The organism is Flavobacterium aquiphilum (assembly GCF_027111335.1).
Taxonomy (GTDB): domain Bacteria; phylum Bacteroidota; class Bacteroidia; order Flavobacteriales; family Flavobacteriaceae; genus Flavobacterium; species Flavobacterium aquiphilum.
This window is the reverse complement of record NZ_CP114288.1, coordinates 4,274,811-4,294,698: the sequence shown is the minus strand read 5'-3', so window position 1 is coordinate 4,294,698 and position 19,888 is coordinate 4,274,811. Positions and strand designations below refer to the sequence as shown.

The 19,888-nt window shown below is 34.9% G+C and carries 15 protein-coding genes; 5 read left to right on the top strand and 10 right to left on the bottom strand.

The window, feature by feature from the left end; all coding sequences use genetic code 11:
* Positions 1-305 precede the first annotated feature (305 nt).
* From sucC to OZP12_RS17380, 3 genes are all read left to right on the top strand, one after another.
* Positions 306-1,499, top strand: a complete 1,194-nt coding sequence (gene sucC / locus OZP12_RS17390) for an ADP-forming succinate--CoA ligase subunit beta (RefSeq protein WP_281226349.1) — start codon at positions 306-308, stop codon at positions 1,497-1,499.
* Between the two features lie 209 nt (positions 1,500-1,708).
* The gene (locus OZP12_RS17385) at positions 1,709-3,274 is read left to right on the top strand and encodes a protein adenylyltransferase SelO (protein WP_281226348.1); all 1,566 of its coding nucleotides are present in this window, start codon (positions 1,709-1,711) and stop codon (positions 3,272-3,274) included.
* A 259-nt stretch (positions 3,275-3,533) separates the two neighbouring features.
* A complete protein-coding gene (locus OZP12_RS17380) occupies positions 3,534-3,890 on the top strand; it encodes a hypothetical protein (RefSeq protein ID WP_281226347.1) in 357 nt (118 codons plus the stop codon).
* 325 nt (positions 3,891-4,215) lie between these two features.
* Here OZP12_RS17380 and OZP12_RS17375 read toward each other — a convergent pair whose 3' ends face one another.
* Both OZP12_RS17375 and OZP12_RS17370 read right to left on the bottom strand, forming a co-directional pair.
* A complete protein-coding gene (locus OZP12_RS17375) occupies positions 4,216-6,717 on the bottom strand; it encodes a mechanosensitive ion channel family protein (RefSeq protein ID WP_281226346.1) in 2,502 nt (833 codons plus the stop codon).
* Positions 6,718-6,934: 217 nt separating this feature from the next.
* Entirely contained in the window at positions 6,935-7,426 is a 492-nt protein-coding gene (locus OZP12_RS17370) for a DUF1456 family protein (protein WP_281226345.1), read from the bottom strand.
* A 182-nt stretch (positions 7,427-7,608) separates the two neighbouring features.
* On the opposite strand from OZP12_RS17370, the gene OZP12_RS17365 reads away from it, so the two are divergent.
* Positions 7,609-9,123 (top strand): redoxin domain-containing protein, encoded by a 1,515-nt coding sequence (locus OZP12_RS17365; RefSeq protein WP_281226344.1) that lies wholly within the window; start codon positions 7,609-7,611, stop codon positions 9,121-9,123.
* A gap of 75 nt (positions 9,124-9,198) precedes the next feature.
* On the opposite strand, the gene OZP12_RS17360 is transcribed toward OZP12_RS17365, so the two are convergent.
* A complete protein-coding gene (locus OZP12_RS17360) occupies positions 9,199-10,005 on the bottom strand; it encodes an alpha/beta hydrolase (protein WP_281226343.1) in 807 nt (268 codons plus the stop codon).
* Positions 10,006-10,063: 58 nt separating this feature from the next.
* On the opposite strand from OZP12_RS17360, the gene OZP12_RS17355 reads away from it, so the two are divergent.
* Positions 10,064-10,465 carry a TerB family tellurite resistance protein gene (locus tag OZP12_RS17355; RefSeq protein WP_281226342.1) on the top strand — a complete coding sequence of 134 codons (402 nt, stop codon included), beginning with the start codon at positions 10,064-10,066 and terminating at the stop codon, positions 10,463-10,465.
* Positions 10,466-10,574: 109 nt separating this feature from the next.
* Here OZP12_RS17355 and uvrB read toward each other — a convergent pair whose 3' ends face one another.
* The 7 genes from uvrB to OZP12_RS17320 all read right to left on the bottom strand — a co-directional run bounded on the left by uvrB (position 10,575) and on the right by OZP12_RS17320 (position 19,821).
* Positions 10,575-12,566: an excinuclease ABC subunit UvrB gene (gene uvrB, locus OZP12_RS17350; RefSeq protein ID WP_281226341.1), complete on the bottom strand. Its 1,992-nt coding sequence runs from the start codon at positions 12,564-12,566 to the stop codon at positions 10,575-10,577.
* Positions 12,567-12,983: 417 nt separating this feature from the next.
* Positions 12,984-13,109 (bottom strand): hypothetical protein, encoded by a 126-nt coding sequence (locus OZP12_RS17345; RefSeq protein WP_281226340.1) that lies wholly within the window; start codon positions 13,107-13,109, stop codon positions 12,984-12,986.
* A gap of 45 nt (positions 13,110-13,154) precedes the next feature.
* Positions 13,155-14,159 carry a 23S rRNA (adenine(1618)-N(6))-methyltransferase RlmF gene (gene rlmF, locus OZP12_RS17340; RefSeq protein ID WP_281226339.1) on the bottom strand — a complete coding sequence of 335 codons (1,005 nt, stop codon included), beginning with the start codon at positions 14,157-14,159 and terminating at the stop codon, positions 13,155-13,157.
* A 127-nt stretch (positions 14,160-14,286) separates the two neighbouring features.
* The gene (locus OZP12_RS17335) at positions 14,287-14,949 is read right to left on the bottom strand and encodes a thiamine diphosphokinase (RefSeq protein WP_281226338.1); all 663 of its coding nucleotides are present in this window, start codon (positions 14,947-14,949) and stop codon (positions 14,287-14,289) included.
* A gap of 300 nt (positions 14,950-15,249) precedes the next feature.
* A complete protein-coding gene (locus tag OZP12_RS17330; RefSeq protein WP_281226337.1) occupies positions 15,250-16,089 on the bottom strand; it encodes a DUF4249 family protein in 840 nt (279 codons plus the stop codon).
* A gap of 94 nt (positions 16,090-16,183) precedes the next feature.
* Complete coding sequence (locus OZP12_RS17325) at positions 16,184-18,586, bottom strand: TonB-dependent receptor (RefSeq protein WP_281226336.1); 2,403 nt, start codon at positions 18,584-18,586, stop codon at positions 16,184-16,186.
* A gap of 182 nt (positions 18,587-18,768) precedes the next feature.
* A complete protein-coding gene (locus tag OZP12_RS17320; protein ID WP_281226335.1) occupies positions 18,769-19,821 on the bottom strand; it encodes an alpha/beta hydrolase in 1,053 nt (350 codons plus the stop codon).
* Positions 19,822-19,888 lie beyond the last annotated feature (67 nt).

Sequence of the window (19,888 nt, the reverse complement as noted above, 5' to 3'; positions counted from 1 at the left end):
ATTGACAATAATGCTTATTTTTCACATAGGAATTGATATATCTTCAATAAATATTTTATTGATTTAAAAAAAGTCATGAATTTTGTAATAAATATTTGATTATACTTTTAGGGAATAATTATTTTAACAAAAAAGCGAATAATTTTTAAATTTTCTACACTATAACGATTGAGATAAAGAATTCTTTAATTTTCACTTTTAATATGTTATTAAAATTAAAAATAATTTCAATTAAACTAAATTTTGCTATTTTTGTGCCACTTTTATTCTGAGATAAATTCAGGATCCAGACAAAATCTATTATTATGAATATACACGAATATCAAGGAAAAGAAATTTTAGCTAGCTATGGAGTTCGCGTTCAACGTGGTATTGTAGCCAACAGCCCTGTAGAGGCTGTAGCCGCTGCGAAAGAATTAACTGCCGAAACAGGAACAAGCTGGTATGTTGTAAAAGCCCAAATACACGCAGGTGGTCGTGGAAAAGGAGGCGGAGTAAAACTAGCCAAAGGAATTGACAAAGTGGAAGGTGTTGCAAGCGAAATCATCGGAATGCAATTAGTAACTCCACAAACTCCACCTGAAGGTAAAAAAGTACACAAAGTATTAATTGCTGAGGATGTTTATTATCCAGGTGAAAGCGAAACTTCTGAGTTTTATGTTTCTGTTCTTTTGAATAGAGCTACAGGTCGTAACATGATTATGTATTCTACTGAAGGTGGAATGGATATCGAAGAAGTGGCTGAGCACACTCCACACTTAATCTTTACTGAAGAGATTGATCCAACTGTTGGATTACAAGGTTTTCAAGCAAGAAGAGTTGCTTTTAACTTAGGTCTTTCTGGTAATGCTTTCAAAGAAATGGTGAAATTCATCGATTCATTATACAATGCTTACATTGGATCTGATGCTTCTATGTTTGAAATCAACCCTGTATTGAAAACTTCAGATGATAAAATTTTGGCAGTAGATGCTAAAGTTAATATCGATGATAACGCTTTATACAGACAAAAGAAATATGCTGATATGCGTGATATCCGTGAGGAGAATCCAATCGAAGTTGAAGCAAAAGAAGTAGGATTGAACTATGTGGATCTTGACGGTACTGTAGGATGTATGGTAAACGGAGCTGGTCTTGCTATGGCAACTATGGATTTGATTAAATATGCTGGTTTTGAGCCGGCAAACTTCCTTGACGTAGGAGGAACTGCTGATGCAAAACGTGTGGAAACTGCTTTCCGTATTATCTTGAAAGATCCAAACGTAAAAGCTATTTTGATTAACATTTTTGGAGGTATCGTTCGTTGTGACCGTGTGGCGCAAGGAGTTGTTGATGCTTACAAAAACATGGGCGATGCTATTAAAGTGCCAATTATCGTTCGTTTGCAAGGAACTAACGCTGAAATCGCTAAAGAATTGATCGATAATTCTGGAATGCCAATCTTGTCTGCGGTACAATTCCAAGAAGCTGCTGATCAAGTTCAAGCTGCGCTTTCTTAATACAATATCTTGTTGAGATGCACTGTAGTGCATTTCTCAAAGCTATAGAAATCCTGAGTGAGAGCTCAGGATTTTTTTTGTTATTTAAAATGGAATTTTGATTCTGTTTTTTATAAATAAAAAGACTTTGCTCATAAGATAAACTTATTGGAAGAACTCGGTTAAGTGTTGCTTATGCAATATCTTTACAGTACCAAATGTATTAAGAAATGAAACTTCATATTCAAAATAATTTTACCTCCGAATTACCTGCTGATCTTAATGAAAATAATGTTCCAAGACAGGTTGAGAAAGCTTGTTTTTCGTATGTATTGCCAAAACAGCCTTCTAATCCGTCTTTGATTCACGCTTCACAAGAAGTAGCAGAATTTATAGGTTTGTCTCAAAAAGATATTCAGTCAGCTGATTTTTTAAATGTTTTTTCCGGGAATACTGTTTATCCGGGGACAAAGCCTTACGCAATGCCTTATGCCGGACATCAGTTTGGGAATTGGGCAGGACAATTGGGGGATGGGCGTGCGATTAATTTAACCGAAGTTGAACATAAAGGAAAGTCATTTACGTTACAATTGAAAGGAGCTGGACCTACACCATACTCGCGTACGGCAGATGGTTTTGCAGTATTGCGTTCTTCAATTCGGGAACATTTATGTGCCGAAGCGATGCATTATCTTGGCGTTCCAACCACCCGTTCACTTTCATTGATAGAATCAGGCGATCAGGTTTTGCGTGATATTCTCTATAATGGAAATCCGGCTTACGAGAAAGGAGCGATCGTTTGCAGAGTAGCTCCTTCGTTTATTCGTTTTGGAAATTTTGAATTATTTTCTTCCCGAAATGATCTTCCTACGCTTAAATTATTGGCAGATTATACCATTAAACATCATTTTCCGGATATTAAAACGGAAGGTGTAGAAAAATATATTGAATTTTTTCAAACCATTACTAAGACTACGCTTGACATGATTGTGCACTGGCAACGTGTTGGTTTTGTTCACGGTGTTATGAATACCGATAATATGTCGATTCACGGAATTACTATTGATTACGGTCCTTATGGATGGTTGGAAGATTATGATGTGAATTGGACTCCAAATACAACCGACAGACAGCATAAAAGATACCGATTTGGAAACCAACCGAATATTGCACTTTGGAATTTATACCAATTGGCAAATGCTTTATATCCTTTGGTTAATGATGCCAAACCATTAGAAGAAATCCTAAATGGTTTTGCGACTGATTATAAAGTCAAATATTTGGATATGATGAGAAACAAACTTGGTTTTAAAATAGCGAAAGATGAAGATGCTGTTTTAATTGAAAGTTTGACCGAATTGCTACAATTGGCCGAAACAGATATGACTATTTTCTTTAGAAATTTAGGTAATGTTTTGAAATCAGATTCTGGAGCAACAGCTTTTGATAAGATAAAAGAAGCTTTTTATAACGAAAAAGGTCTTGAAGAATCTGTTTTGAATAACTGGAATACTTGGCTTGGATATTATATCGGCAGAATTAATCAGGAAACATTTTCTGATGATGAGAGAAAAAAGCTGATGAATGCGGTAAATCCTAAGTATGTATTGCGTAATTATATGGCTCAGTTGTGTATTGATGCCGCAGATAAGGGAGATTATTCTTTGTTGAATGAATTATATGAATTATTGAAAAGACCTTATGATGAACAACCGGAGAGCCAAAAATGGTTTACTAAAAGACCTGACTGGGCAAGGGATAAAGTGGGTTGTTCGATGTTGAGTTGTAGTTCGTGAGACTTTTTTTAAGTAAATGTTACCAAAAGGTCTTTTGGTTTTAATTGATAAGAATGTTTAAATTTTTGCTTTTTTAATGTTTTTTTTTAGTTAAAATTTGAAACTGTTCATTTTTAATCCTATTGTGTTGTAAAGTAAGGAAATATTGTATAAAACGAAATGTTTGTCATAATTTAAAAATAGGTTAAGCTATTGGTTTTTAGTTTTTTGTCTGCTTTTTACGGGTAATTTTGACTCGTAATCTTAAAAACAATAAACCATGAAAAATTTATTTTTAACTTTAGTTGTTGCGTTATTTGTTACTACTGCTTCTGCTTCTGCTTTTCCAAGTAGCGAGGAGCCTAAGCCAGTATTGGTTGAGACTTCAAAGGAACTTAGTCATCTGTTAAATTCGGTTTATACAGAAGGTTTCTTAGAAAAAGAGGAATTAGGGAAAGTTCTTTTTGTTGTAAATGATCTGAATCAAATAGTTGTATTAAAAGTGCAATCTAATAATGAAGAGATTCAATCATATGTTGCAAAAGCGCTTAATTATAAAACGTTATCTTCTAAAGAATTGAAAATGGGTGAAAATTATTTTTTTGTTGTGAAATTTAAAATAAAGGAGCAACAATAAAATGTAGGAATCTGAATCGCAACAACTGATTTGCGATTGTTTTTGAAGTTTTAAAAGAGAAGGAAGCCTAATGGTTTCCTTTTTTTATGTGTAGCTGCCGAACTCGATTATTGAGATTTCAGTTTTTTTAATCTCTTAAAAGTAAAATGTTGTCGTTTAGCCCCGATAGGAATGGAAATCCTTGTAAATCGTCTCGTCCCAAAAGACGAGAGGTTTACAAGATTGAAATGGATAGCGGGAACAATGCCTGTAAAAAACACCTAATATTCTGCTCCAAAAAATAATAATTGAACTTCATTTTTAAAGAATAAATTATCTAATTCTGCTAATTCTCAGATTCAATATCGTTTCTTATGATATGGATATCCTGCTGTGCAAATGGGATGACAATATTGTTTTCTTTTAAAGTTTTGTCAATAGCCATTATCAATTCGCTTTTTACTTCATTGTCATAATCGAAATGTTTGATCCAATATTTTAAAACCAAATCGATCGAACTGTCTCCAAATTTGGTAAACCAAATTACCGGCATCGGTTTCATCAGTACATTTTTGTTTTTTTCAAGGATTTCAAAAAGTAATTTTTTGGTCAGTTCCAAGTCGGTTCCATAAGCTACCCCAAATCGGATTTCCGATCTTCGGTGACTGCTTCCCAAAGTCCAGTTGGTTAGATTTTGGTTTAATAAATCTCCGTTGGGAATCACTACGTCGGCACCGTCGTAAGTGGTGACCACACTACTTCTGATACCGATTGATTTCATTTTTCCGGATTGTGTTCCCACCTCGATGATATCGTCCAAATTTACCGGTTTTTCAAAGGCGATGATTAATCCGCTTATCAGGTTATTGACAAGGCTTTGCATACCAAACCCAATACCGACTCCCAGTGCACTTATGATTAGCGTTATTTTGTCTAAAGGAATTCCTGCCGACGCAAAAGCAACTAAGATTCCCAGGGTCACTATGGTAATTCGGGATAAAAACAGCCAGCTTCCAAATTTTTTGGTTTTGTCTTTACTTTTGATAATTTGACTATCCGAAGCTAAAAAGGAAACCACTTTTGAAATGAAACCAGATAATAAAATCACTAGGACAAATATGATGATATTTTCAAATGTAAAAGTAATACTACCAAGGTTTCGGGGCTCAGATATAGAATTTCTAAAAGGATCTACAAAATTTTGAAAAGTCATGGTGTTCCTTGTCATTAACAAAAAACAAGAAAGAAAAAGCAGCAGATAAAATCCAATACTAAACTGATTCGGAATACCATTTATAGTTTTTTTGGTTTTGTCTTCATCAATTACTTTCAAAATCTTGGATACCAAATTAATTTCCTTAACGGCAATTAAAGTGTTGTATAGTGAGTGAATTACTATGATTGTATAAACTCCTTTAGTCATCAGGAATTTGCCTAAATTGTAATGACCATTAATTAAATAATAGATTGAAAAAACTTGAAGAATGGTTCCTGCTAAGATATACCACAAATAAATTTTTCTTTGAAATCGAGATCTGTTTATAAATGAATAGGTGCCAATTGAAATGCCTATTATATTTATTCCAAGAATCAAAAGTGACTCTCCTTTAAAATGAATTAGAATTAAAGTGTCAAAAAAGGCTATTAAATGCAACAGAAAAATGGAAATCCATATTTTCCATACAAATGTATTAATGGAATTCCACATTATCACAGTCAATGAAATTGTAGATATCGTCCAAATGATAATAGAAAAGATTAGCGGTGGCATGGGAAGCAAAAATTGATATAAACTCAGCACAACCAAAAAAGCGGCAGCTATCGGGCTGTTTAATATATTGAGTTCAATTAGCATTTCCTTTTTGAAGCCTAAATCAAGGAATTTTCTCTTTTGCAATTCAAAATATATAGCTGTTCCAATTATTAAAAGCAGCATCGTAAGGATCGAATTTTTATTGTTTATTAAATAAAAATACATCACTAAATAATTTGTTTTTATAGAAGTAGCCAATGGATCATCCAGCAGTGCTTTAGTAATGGTAAATTGTTCGAAAATAGGCACTTTTTTGGTGAACATTTGGCTGAGTTCTAATTTTCGGAGCCTGTCATTCTCAATTATGTCCGATTCAATTTTATATTTTAATCGGTCTCCCATAATTTCCAAAGTTTGGATACTGTCAACGGCATTTTTTAGCCTTCCGGAAATCAGATTAATGTCGGTGTTCATTTTCTCGGATCGAAGACGATAAATTTCTCGGGAAACAGAATCTGTTGGAACATAATACAGGTTCTTTTCAGCAACCAAAGAATCAATTTTTTCTTGTGTACGGCTGAGTTGTTGGTTTTCAATGTTTATTTTTTTTAGACGATTGTTGGCACGTTTCAATAATTCATCCAATAATATTGAAATTGAACTAAGATTTCGATCCGTCAAAACCTCAATTTTTTTTCCAACAATTCCCTTAACTGCAAATTCTTCCCAATCTTTCAATTGATGAATTTCTTCAGTAATGTCTTTGTAATCAAATCTTTTGTTTATTTGAAATTTAGCATTTTGGATTTCGGATTCAATTAAATTGAAAAGCTTGTTTTGTTTTTGAATTTTTTGATAGTTGATGTATTTTTCCTGTCTCATTTTCTTCTCGCTTTCGGCTTTTCCTTCAAGAAAAACATGAGTGACTTTATCTTTGATCCCTAATTCTTTAACAATGGAATCTAATTCTTTTTTTGTGTTTTGGGAAGTAGCCGGAATAGAGAAAAGGAAGGCGAGGAAAATAAAAAAAAGTTTAAAACTATTGCCTTTGTTTTTATGAGTGAGGTTTATGTATTGAAATATAAAATTTAACATGGAGGTATGTTTTATTTATTAGTATTTCGTTCAGTTTAATAACCGAGGGGGTGTGTGTTGATCAAATTTAACAAAATTTTTTGTTTTTGATCCGTGTATTTTAAAAAGAGTTTTAGTAGAGAAATGAAGTCAATTTTGGACATAAAAAAACCTGAACTTTCATTCAGGTTTTTATTTTTTTGACTAGGTCAGTATTTTAAATCATAAGATTTAAGTTTTATGATTTTTTGTTTTTGCCAAAATTGTATTTTACTTTCTCAACAACAGACGGTTTTCCGTTGCCTTTTGGGAATTTCTTTTTAGCCGGTTTTTTGGCTGCTCCGGATTTATCAGGCGTTTGGTCGGCTCTTGAGTATTCAGGATCTTTAGGTTTTGGTTTGAATTGCTTCGCCTGTTCGCTTTTGCTCGAGTCAACTTTTTTAGTATTTCCTTCTTTTGCCGGAATTTGTGCTTTGTGTTTTGCAATAACGTCATTCGGGTTTTTAGGGTTTTCTTTGGTTCCTCTCAAATGAATTACCAATCCGTTTAGGAAATTACGCAAAACCTGATCGCCACATTCAGTGTAATTTGGGTGTTTTTCGTCACGGAAAAAAGCGCCCAATTCTGATTTTGAAATTCTAAAATCTACCAATTGCAAAATTTCCACTATTTGGTCATCGCGCAACATCAACGCTACCCGAAGTTTTTTGAATATATCGTTATTTGTCATTTTTAAGGATTTAAAGGGCAAAGATAAGCATTTGCAAATTGAATTGTTTATTATTGAGACTGCAAAACACTTTGGTAATAGTTTGAAATTGTATTTAAAATCAATTATTTTTGAATAATGATAAAGAAAATTATCAGAAAATAGCTTAACTAATTTTTAAATTGTCTCAAAGAGTATTGTCAATGAAGAAAATCATACTAAGTTTTGTTCTTTTTTTGAGTTTAATGTCGACTCAAGCCCAGTCAGGATATGAAATCAAGATTAATCTGAAGAATTGCAAGGATACCATTGCTTATCTTGCCTTTTACCAATTTGATAAATTGTATGTTGCCGACACCTGCAAAAAAGTGGTGAATGGAAATATAGTTTTTAAGGGTAAGAAAAATTTAGACAAAGGTGTTTATTTTTTGCTGAGTCAGGAAAAAGGCAATTATTTTGATTTTATTGTAGATGAACAATCTCAAAAGCAACAAATCATTTCAGATAAATCCAATTTGCTTGAAAATTTAAAAGCTGTTAATTCTAACCAAAACAATAGCTTCTTCAATTACATTCGTTATGTGTCGGCCAAAAACAAAGAATATGACAGTTTTAAAAAATCAATAAAAGAACAAAAGAAATCTGATTCGACTGCGTTGTTGACCAAAGAGTTTAAAGTTTTGAATGAAGGTATTCAGGAAAACGATTCGAAGTTTATAGCCGAAAACAAAGGAAATTATCTCTCTGAAATGATTAATTTAAAAAGCGAAAAAGTGGCTAAAGATGTTCCGAAAGCCTCTAACGGGAGACCTGACAGTATTTTTTCGTATCATTATTATAAAAAACATTTTTGGGACGGAGTTAATTTTCAGGATGATGCCATGTTGAGAAATCCGTTTTTTGCCAATAAAATCAAGCAATATTTCAATTCGGTTGTAGTGCAGCATCCGGATTCCATTTGTGTGGAGATTGATCGAATGATGAACAAAACCAAGCAGGAAACAAAGATGAATATGCTTTTGTTGGCTTATTTTACTTCGACCTATGAAATTCCAAAAATCATGGGAATGGACAAAGTGTTTGTTTATATGGTTGACAATTATTTTAAAAAGGGAAAAGCCAAAGGGGTTTATGATGACAGCGTAATCAAATTAATTATAAACAGAGGAAATACTTTGGCGCCGCTTCAACTCGGGAAAACGGCTCCGGATTTATTTATGATTGACATTCCAACTCATGATAAGATTGCCAAAATGGGGTTTGATACGGCCAAAACCAGCGAAGAAATCACCAAAATCTATTATGATAACAAAGCCGAAATAGAGAAAAGTTATGTGACTTTATCGGGCATAAAAGCGGATTATTTAGTGCTTCTTTTTTGGGATGTGGATTGTGGGCATTGTCAAAAAGAAGTGCCAAAAATATTGGAACTGTACCACGATTTATTGAAGGAAAATAAGGATGTGAAAGTTTTTGGCGTTTACACACAAAACGAATTTGACAAATACAAAAAGTATATAATTGACAACAAAATTGATTGGATCAATGTCTATGACGGGGTTCATATCAATAATTTAAAAGATAAATATGATGTTGTGACAACACCCGTGATCTATATTTTGGATAAAAACAAAGTCATCAAAGCCAAAGGAATTGGCTCTGAATCTATAAAAAGTATCATTGGTCAAATGGAGAAAGAGTATCTGAAAAAAGGTTAGAAGATAGAAGTTAGAAGATTGAAAATAGAAAATAGAAAATAGAAGTACTAGTTTCTGCCTTCTGCCCTCTAACCTTTAATATCCCAACCAAATAATTGCATCATCAAAACCATCTTTCCATAACTTTTCGTTGTGATGACCGCCTTTTACAATTACTTTTTTGTTGAGATGCAGGCAATAACAACGATTGGTGTTTAGCAACTTTTCCATGTGATTGAGATCGGTCACCATGCTGTCATCATCACCTTCCGAGTCGCCGCAGAGAAAGTAAATTTTGGTTTTGAGCTTTTTACTTTTTGCCATGTAATCGTTTATATCCTTTCGGTTGATCCAAAAGGCAGGTGAAAATACCCCCGCTTTTCCAAATACTTTCGGATATTTTATGGCGGCATAAAAAGAAACCAAACCACCCAATGAACTTCCCATTATGGTTGTGCTTTTAGCATTGGTTTTTGTTCTGTATTTTTTGTCGATTTCCGGTTTTAGGGTATTTACGATAAATTCAAGGTATTTGTCGGCATTCCCGCCACCGTATTTTTCATTTTTATAAGGAGTCAATTCTTCCAGGCGTTTGTCGCCACCGTTTTCAATACCAACTACGATTACCTGTGCACTCAGACTATCTAGTTTTTCGTCTACATTCCATTCTCCCGCAAAGGAAGTTTTTGCATCAAATAAGTTTTGGGCGTCATGCATATAGATGACAGGATATTTTTTAGTTGAACTTTCGTAATTTTTGGGTAAATACAGCCAAATTTTTCGGCTAGTTTTTAATTGCGGTGCTTCGATCGTAAAAGTAGAAACCTGTTTGGAAGCGGTGCTTTCTTGTGCATTTGCTTTAATTAGCAAAAAAAATAGCGGAAGGATATAACGTAATTTCAAGGGTTTTATTTTTTTGATTTATAAAAAAATGAATATTTTAGCTAAAAATACAAATACCATGGGAACGCACGTAGATAAAATCAATTTATTGTCCGAAATGATTGCATTTTCAGTTGTAGATGGCCGATTGCATGAAAGGGAATATCAATTTGTTTGGATTGTTGCCCAAGAATTAGGAATCGACAGAGCAGAATTTAAGGATTTGTTTCATCGTGAATTGCCTACAGGAGTTATAAAAACCGAATTTGAAAGGGTTCAGCAGTTTTATCGTTTGGCTTTGTTGATGCATGTTGATGGAGTTTTGCATCAAAAAGAAGAGGAAGCTATTCGTCAAATTGCTATCAATATAGGGTTAAATCCTAGTGCGACTAGCCGCATTCTTAAATTGATGAAAAGTTCTCCAAGTGCTATGATTTCCCCGGAAGTGTTATTGGAACATTTTCAGGAACAGCATAATTGATTTAATGTTTTTTTAAAATAAAAATATTTTTTTTGAACCATTAAGATGTTAAGAAAATTAAGTGTTTATGGGACTTAATGAAACTTAATATCTTAATGGTTTTAAATTTTTAACTGATTTTTTCCTGTAAAGCTTTAATCTCATCACGGAGTTTTGCAGCATGGATGAAATCCAAATCTTTTGCGGCTTTTTCCATAGCTTTTCTTTTTTCGCGAATAAGCTTTTCCAAATCGGGTTTGGACATGTAGGCTGTTTCCGGTTCGGCGGCCATTTGCGGAATATGTCCCAATTCATATTCAACCAATTTATTATTGGTAAAAGCACTTTCGATTTTTTTGTTCAAAGCTTGAGGAACCACATTATTTTCAATGTTAAAATTGATTTGCTTTGTTCTTCGGTAATTGGTTTCGTCAATGGTTTTTTGCATACTGTTCGTGATTTTATCAGCATACATTATGGCTTTTCCGTTCAGGTTTCTTGCGGCACGACCAATGGTTTGGGTCAGCGAACGATGGCTTCTCAAAAATCCTTCCTTGTCCGCATCGAGTATGGCAACCAATGAAACTTCGGGTAAATCCAAACCTTCTCTTAATAAGTTTACCCCAATCAAAACATCAAATATTCCTTTTCGTAAATCCTGCATGATTTCGATACGTTCTAATGTATCAACATCAGAGTGGATGTAGCGGCAGCGGATGGATACTTTTGTTAAGTATTTGGCAAGTTCTTCGGCCATTCTTTTGGTCAAAGTGGTTACCAAAACCCTTTCGTCCAATTCGCATCTTTGTTGGATTTCCTCAATCAAATCGTCTATTTGGTTCAAACTTGGACGTATTTCAATTATTGGATCCAATAAGCCTGTAGGTCGTATCACTTGCTCTACATAGACACCGCCTGATTTTTGGAGTTCATAGTCGGCGGGAGTTGCAGAAACATAGATAACCTGATTTTGCATTGCCTCAAATTCGTCAAATTTCAATGGGCGGTTATCCATTGCGGCAGGCAGTCTGAAACCATATTCGACCAAGTTTTCCTTACGGCTTCGATCGCCACCATACATAGCCTGTACTTGTGATACCGTTACGTGACTTTCGTCAACAACCATCAAGTAGTCTTTTGGGAAATAGTCCAATAAACAGAAAGGTCTTGATCCTGCTTCTCTTCCGTCAAGATAACGTGAATAGTTTTCGATTCCGGAGCAATAACCCAGTTCCCGAATCATTTCTAAATCGAAATTTGTGCGTTCTTCGAGTCTTTTGGCTTCCAGATGCTTTCCAATTTCTTTGAAATAATCGACTTGTTTAACCAAATCCTGTTGTATTTCCCAAATCGCATTTTGTAACACATCTGGAGAGGTCACAAACATATTGGCAGGATATATAGTCAGTTTTTCGTATCGCTCAATAACCTTGGATGTTTTCACATCAAAACTTTCAATTTCTTCAATTTCATCCCCAAAAAAATGAATTCGGAAAGCATCATCTGCATAACTAGGATATACTTCCACCGTATCGCCCTTAATGCGAAAATTTCCGGGAGTAAAATCGGCTTCGGTTCTAGAATACAGACTTTGAACCAAATTTTTCAGCAATTTGGTACGGGAAATCGTTTGGTTGGTCTCTATGGCAATGACGTTTTTTTGGAATTCCACCGGGTTTCCGATACCATAAATACAAGAAACCGAGGCCACGACCAAAATATCTCTTCTTCCTGAAAGCAGGGCAGAGGTGGTACTCAAACGCATTTTTTCCAATTCATCATTGATCGATAAATCCTTTTCTATGAAAACACCTGTTACGGGCATGAACGCTTCGGGTTGATAATAATCGTAATACGAAACAAAATATTCCACGGCATTATTTGGGAAAAACTGTTTGAATTCCGAGTACAATTGCGCCGCCAAAGTTTTGTTATGTGCCAAAACCAAAGTTGGTCGCTGTATTTCCTGAATAACATTGGCCACTGTAAATGTTTTTCCGGAACCGGTAACTCCAAGTAAAGTTTGGAATTGTTCACCATCCAGCAAGCCTTGGGTTAATTTTTCAATGGCTTGCGGTTGGTCACCTTTTGGTTTGTATTCGGATATGACTTGGAAATTCATTGTTTAGTATTTCAATCGTTTAGGATTCTGTCTTGTGTCCCAAACGGACAGAATTATGATATGAGTTTTATTTACTTCGTAGAAAATATAATAGTTTTCAATTAATAAACCACGGATATTTATCGAGTCAGTTTTCTTGCAATAGTTGGTTGTTGGGGCAGAATTTTTAATTCGGTTTGAATTAGTTTGTATAATCTCTGTGAATATGTTTTGCTTTATTTCTAAAATTAAAATATTCTAAAATGGCTATTAATTGAAGTTTTGCTGATGATGTCCAAACTATTCTTCTGTCAGCCATTTTTCCATTTCTTCGTTTAAAACATCATTTTCAATATAATTACCTTTCAAATATTCTTGTTGCGAATTTTGAATTTCTTTTTTTTGTTGATCGGTCAGAATTATTATTTTTTGAAATTCTTAATTGCTGTTTTCGACACTTTTTGATTTGCTGTCCAAAATTGTATTTATTGCTGATAAAAAAGCTTCGTCATTAATTTCGGCAATTTTAGAAATCAATAAATTTTTTAATTCGATGGTTCCCATAAGAAATGAATTTATACAAATTTAGTCAAAAGAGTGTTTCAAAAATTAAAACTTCCACGCTTTTTGCTGTGCAGGACTCATGAAAGTCCAAGCAACAAAACGGCTTGTTTTTTGACCTTGTGCCATTTCTATGGTTTTATGAATAGCTCCAACAAGGTTCAACGTTTTGTAAATTGTATTCAAATTGGCTTGTTTGGAAACCAATGTTGTGAACCAAAGACATTGCATAGGATATTTGGCACTTTCAAAAACCATTTGTTTGATAAAACCTAATTCGCCTCCTTCGCACCACAATTCTGCGTTTTGTCCGCCAAAGTTAAGTGTCGGTTTGATTTCGTTTCTTTTGGTTCCGCCTCGGGTTGTTGCTTTAGGAGTGTTTTGGGTCAAATTGGTTACTTTTCGTAGATTACCTTTTGTCGCTTCATCGGGTGATGAGTGGAAAGGAGGATTGCAAATCGTAAATGTAAAACGGTCTTCGGGAGTTATGATATTTTTGAAAATAAAACGAGGGTTTACCTGTAATTGCAGACTGACAGTTTCGGCTAATTTTGGATTGTGGCCAATGATTTTTTTACAATTTAGAAGGGCGTTTTCGTCAATATCTGTTCCTACAAAAGACCAGCCGTAAATTGAATTTCCAAGTATAGGATAAATGCAATTGGCACCAACGCCAATATCAAGCCCCATAACGTTTTCCCCTTCAGGAATGACACCATTGTTTGTGCTTGCCAATAAATCGGCTAGAAAATGAATATAATCTGCTCTGCCTGGAATGGGAGGACATAGAAAATTGGCAGGAATATCCCAGTTTTTAATATCGTAATTGGTAATTAATAAAGCTTTATTGAGCGCCTTTACGGCATCGGGATTGCTAAAATCAATGGTTTGCTTCGTCTGTTCGCTATCGCTCGAGTCAATATTGTGATTGTTGACAAAAACAAATTTCTCTAATTCGGGAGAATTTAACGTCAATAGTTTAAAATCATATCCAAATCGGTGAAGATTTCTTGGATGTAAAGTTATCTTTTCGGTATTCTTTGTAGGTTTCATTTTCTAAATTTCACTGCAAAGATAGTCATTCCTTTCTTTAAATCGCTATTGTGCTTATTTACAGTGTTTACTATTTAATAGAGAAAGCAAAACATAGCCTATTTGGTGAGTTTTTTATGAAAATTTACTAATCGATACATTCCATTAACAGTAAATCCCCATCGCTGTGATTGATGGTAACTATTCCGTCATGAGCTACTGCATTACTGCTTCCTGTTCTGTATCCCATTGTCAGGGTATCGTTTTCTAATGGATACACTAAATTTCTAGAATAGATTCCGTTTACGACACCGATTGGAATTAACGAAATTGGAGTTCCTGCAGTGTACCATTTTTCAAATTTATTGGGAAGCAAAAATATTTTGGAATGGTCATCGAGTATGACAATTTTTATCAAATTTCGGTAGCGAACAATATTTGTGAGGTTGGTAATGGTATGGTCTGCTCTTTTTCCAGTGGCCCAAACAACGTTTACAGCTGGAATTTTTCTTTCGATCAAGTAATCGAGGGCTTTTTCCAAATCGGTTTTGTTTTGATCCGGTGTGTGGATAATTTCCAATGGATATTGGGAAGTCTGATATTTTTCGGGGTCAAAACCTCGGTCAAAATCCCCTAACAAGACATCTATTTTTATGTCAAGTTCCATAACGCGCTCGATAGCCGAATCTAATACAATCACCAGTGGCGACCATTCGAGCAATTGCCCCAGTAATTCCGGATGGCAAGCGGCTCCATTGGCAATGATTAATGCAGGTTCTTGGTCGTCGCGAACGATATGGTGTGAAGACATTTTGATTTAGGATTTTAGAATGCAGATTTAAGATTTCAGTAAAATGAATATAGATTTTACCAAATATTTTTCCGTAAAAGTATAAAAAATCTAAATTCTTAAATCAGAAATCTAAAATCATTAATATGACTATCCTTAACTAATGCCAAGCCAATAGAATTGGCTACAGATTAAAACACACACAGTTTTCTTTAATAACGCTTATAAAATCTGTGAGAATCTGTGTAATCAGTGGCAAAAAAATATTTAGTACGCTTTGCGGACAGTCATAATGATTAATTAGACAGTCGTAATCATTAATTACTCAATTGTGTGACTTCCCGAGTCGATTTCAGAAAGATGGAAATAGCCAAACGGAAAATTATCGGGATTGGTTTTGTTTACAATGTTTCCTCGTATAGCCGATGCTTGTGGAATTGCAAATGGACCATTACCTTCAACACCTGAAGAGGTAATTAATTTGTTCATGTAATTGTTGTATTTCTCGGTGATTCCCTGCAGGCTGTACTGTACAACATCGCCTTTTTTGAGGTCTTGGTCCTGATAGATCGCAAACATTAGATTTCCTTGAAAAAATTCATCCGAAAGTACACCGTATTCGGGATATGCTTTTTTGCTGCTTTTGGCTCCTACTAAATAGAAATTGTCTTCAGTGCCATTGTCCTGAAAATAGAATTTGATTTCATACATATCTTCGCCTCCAAATCCCGGTTTCAAAATTTGTTCTGTTTTTTCAATTACAGGCGTAGGCATAAATTTAGAAGTCCCCGAATAAGTTTCCCCTTTGTAAACTATTGTCAGTTCATAATCATTATTCATAATAGGAGTGAAATTGCTACAAACGTATTCACCTGTTTGTCCATCTTCTATGAATTGAAAGGTTGTTGGAGTAGTAGCTGTTATGTTTTTGACAGAAACAGTAGCTCCGGTAGCAACTGGAATAGTATTGGAATAATAATCGGTTGTTGTGGTCAATTTGATTTTTTGGGTTTTTCCATCGGTACCTTTTTGCCATTTTATTGAGGCGTCTATGACTAATTTTGGAGCTGCTGTATCCAAACCGACATTGACTACATCTTCACAACTGATTACACAGAAAGAAGTCAGGATAATCGCTATTAGGAGTTGTATCTTTTTCATATGTTGATATTTATTGTTTTTTATCTGTCATATGTAATTCGCATATCGTCATTGGTGTTTGCTACCAATTTTGGGACATGCTCATTTCATTTTATTAAAATTTAAAATTATAGGAAACCGAAGGAACCATCCCGAAAATTGATAATCTCACGGCTTCATTTGCGCCTGTATCTGCATTTTCTCTAAAACTGATCGAAGCAGCATTTTTTTGGTTGTAAATATTGTAAATACTGAAAACCCATTCGCTTTGCCAATTTTTCTTTTTTTCCGGGTTCGGAATATAAGTGGCCGAAACGTCTAAGTGATGATAAGCAGGGAGACTATTTTTATTTCGTTCTCCATAACTTGGGACAGTAATGCCTTGATAAATGTATTGTCCGTTCGGGTAAGTTACAGGTTGTCCGGATTGCAGGGTGAAATTCCCTCCAAAAATCCATTTTGGGCTCAATGTGTAATTTCCTGTAACGGCAATATTGTGAAGTTTATCATAAGCTGATCGGTACCATTTTCCGTAATTGATCCCTATTTCATCAGGAGTTCTACCAGGAGTTCTTTGTTGCGATTTTGAAATGGTATAAGCAATCCAACCGTTGAACCTTCCTGTGTTTTTTCGTAATAATGTTTCGATACCGTAGCTGCGCATTTCGCCGTTAAGAACCACTTGCTCGATGGCTTCATTGGCAATCAAATCGGCACCGTCTATGTAATCCATTCTGTTTTTAATTTTCTTGTAAAAACTCTCTACTTCAAGAGTGTATTTGTTTTCGCTAAAATTATTAAAATAGCCAATAGCCACCTGATCGGCAATTTGGGGTTTAATGTAGTTGTCACTAGGCGTCCAAACATCGAGTGGGGTCGGGGAGGCCGTGTTGGAAACCAATTGAAGGTATTGCGCCATACGGTTGTAACTGGCTTTCACCGATTGATTTTGAGTCAATTCGTAAGCTACCGAAAAGCGTGGTTCAAGGTAGTCAAAACTCGCGATGGTTTGGTTTTTACCGAAATGAGTTGTTCCTATAGGTTTTGCTTTTTCGTATACTTTTAAGTCGCTATCGTAAAATACAGGTTGGTTATTTTGATAGAGATTTACAGTTGAATTTCCCAGTCGGTTGAAGATACTGTAGCGAACACCATAGTTTATGGCCAGTTTATCGGTTAGGGTTTGTTCTGCTTCCAGATAAAAACCATTTTCAAAAGCATATTTTTTTTCTAATTGTCTATAGTTGACACTGGAACTGGATCCATTAGGTTCGATAGTTCCCGGATTAAAGTCGTAGTAAATGGAGTTCAACCCGTAGTTCAGTTTTATTTTATTGGATATATAATGCTTGAAATCGTATTTTAAATTGAAATTTTTGATACCAGAATCCCAATTGAAGCCAACAAAATCAAGCGTTAATCCATAATAGTAATCACTGTAAATAAGTGATAAGTTAGAGAATAATTTGTCACTATAAAGATGGTTCCATCTCAAGTTTACCGTTGAATTTCCATAAATATTTTTAAAGCTTTCGTTTAACGAAAACACATCCCGACCAAAATATCCCGAAAGAAATAAATTGTTATTCTGATCGAGTTTATAATTCAGTTTGGTGTTCAGGTCATAGAAATAAGCGGAATTGTCATTGTTTGCCAGTTTCAGGAACAAATGAGCATACGAAGCACGGCCACCAATCAGGAACGAACCTTTGTCTTTTACGATTGGACCTTCGGCCAAAATCCTGCTGGAAATCAGTCCGATTCCTCCGTTCATATGGAATTCTTTGCTGTTACCGTCCTTTTGATAAATATCCAAAACCGACGATGCACGGCCTCCAAATCGAGATGGAATTCCACCTTTGTATAATTTCAAATCCTTAATTGCATCGGGGTTGAAGACCGAGAAAAAACCAAAAACGTGTGAGGAATTATAAATGGTCGCTTCGTCCAAAAGAATTAAGTTTTGATCGGCACCACCACCGCGAACGTTGAACCCGGATTGGCCTTCGCCGGCATTGGTAACTCCGGGAAGAAACAAAATGGATTTAATAACATCGACTTCACCCATTACCACTGGCATTTTTTTGATTGCCGAAATCGACAATTTATTAACGCTCATTTCAGGTTTTCGAATATTGGCGGTTGTTTTTTCGGTATTAATGATGACTTCTTTCAATTCCTGCTCCGATTCACCAAGGGAATAATTTTTTTTGATGTCTTGGGTTAGCGAAATTTTGTCTGTAATAGTCTTATAACCTACATTGCTGATTGTTATTTCGTAATTTCCTTTAGGCAAAGTCACCGAATAATATCCGTATTCATTGGTTGTGATGCTCATTTTTAATTCGGGGATCAAAACGTTTGCACCAATTAAAGTTTCGTTGGTGCCGCCATCAGTAATAACCCCGCTAAGGGTGAATTTTTGTTTAGCCGATTCGCCGCCACTTTTGTTCTGTGAAAAAACAGATAGTGTGACCAGTAATAAAAAGAACAGGGAAATTATTTTTTTCGAAATCATTGTTATGGTTTTGGACTGCAAATATCATAAAACAGGGTTAATTCTCACAAATACAATTGTTAATCTATCGTTAATAACTGTTGTTTTTTTGATTTAGAGAAAAAAAACAGTGACTAGCTATCCGGGAGCAAATAGTGTATTTTGTCCCAGATAGCATTTTGTAAGATTTAAATAATTTGAATTTATTTGCAGTTTGCAATTCTGGGATTGTTGATAGAACTGCATTGGAATTGATATTTGCTTTGCGGGTAGGCCGGAATAGGATTGTCAGTGACTTCTAATGGTGTTAAGGCTTGTCCGTTATAGCTTGGCATTGTAATTTGCTCGGCTGAGCCATTTCCTAAAGCAACTTTTTTACCAGCTGAACTACCGTTAAAACTATAGTCAATCATAGCATCAAGAAGTCTGTAAATACCGTAATAATCATAAGCATCATAGGCTGACTGGGTATTGGGTAAGGTGTGTTCAGCGGTATAGGTATATGTGGGTAGTACGCTTTTCTTAATCAGAATAAAATCTTTTTCTGAATCTGGAATATTGATGTTTTTGAAAATATCAATGGCTAGTCGGTGGTCGTTGGTCACGTCATCGTCATAGACTTGGGTAATTAGTTTTGTATTTGCAGGAAAATTTAGCAAATCCGCATCGGTAATTTGGTGTGCATACCATTGTGCCATTGTAAAAATAAAGCGTCCGTTTTGTCCCCAACCTTCATTGATAAATGCTTTATGAGCCAACGCAAATGATGCTCCTCCACCAAAAGAATGCCCCATAAAACCAATTTTTGAAGTGTCAATGATATTTGGATAATCAGTTACTGCTTTTTTAAAACTTTCCCATAACGTACTGTATCGGTCGTCGATGCTGACTCCTGTTGTAGGATAAGGTGCAAAAACAACAACATACCCTTTCTTGGCTATAAATTCATATAATCCAATATTGTAACTGCTTTCTTCGCCACCATAAGGATGTGAATAAAAAATAGTTGGTCTTGCTGTGCCAATTTCTTTTGGATAGAATATTGTTACATTTTTTCCGCTATAAAGTGGACTTGGAAACGATTTGGTTGCAACAGTATATTGTCCATCAGAGCCATATCCGTTTTGTGGACGTGAAATTGGACCAGCCAGATCATCACTAACATTAGGATCTGTTTCAGACTTTGAATCATTGCTAGTGCATGAAAATGTCAAAAGTGTTGTTAAAATTAAAATCAGAGGTAAATTGATTTTCATAGGTTTTTTTTGAAGTTTGCTATTAGATAGTGCTGTAAGTAAATAGTTTAATCTGAAATAGAATTTT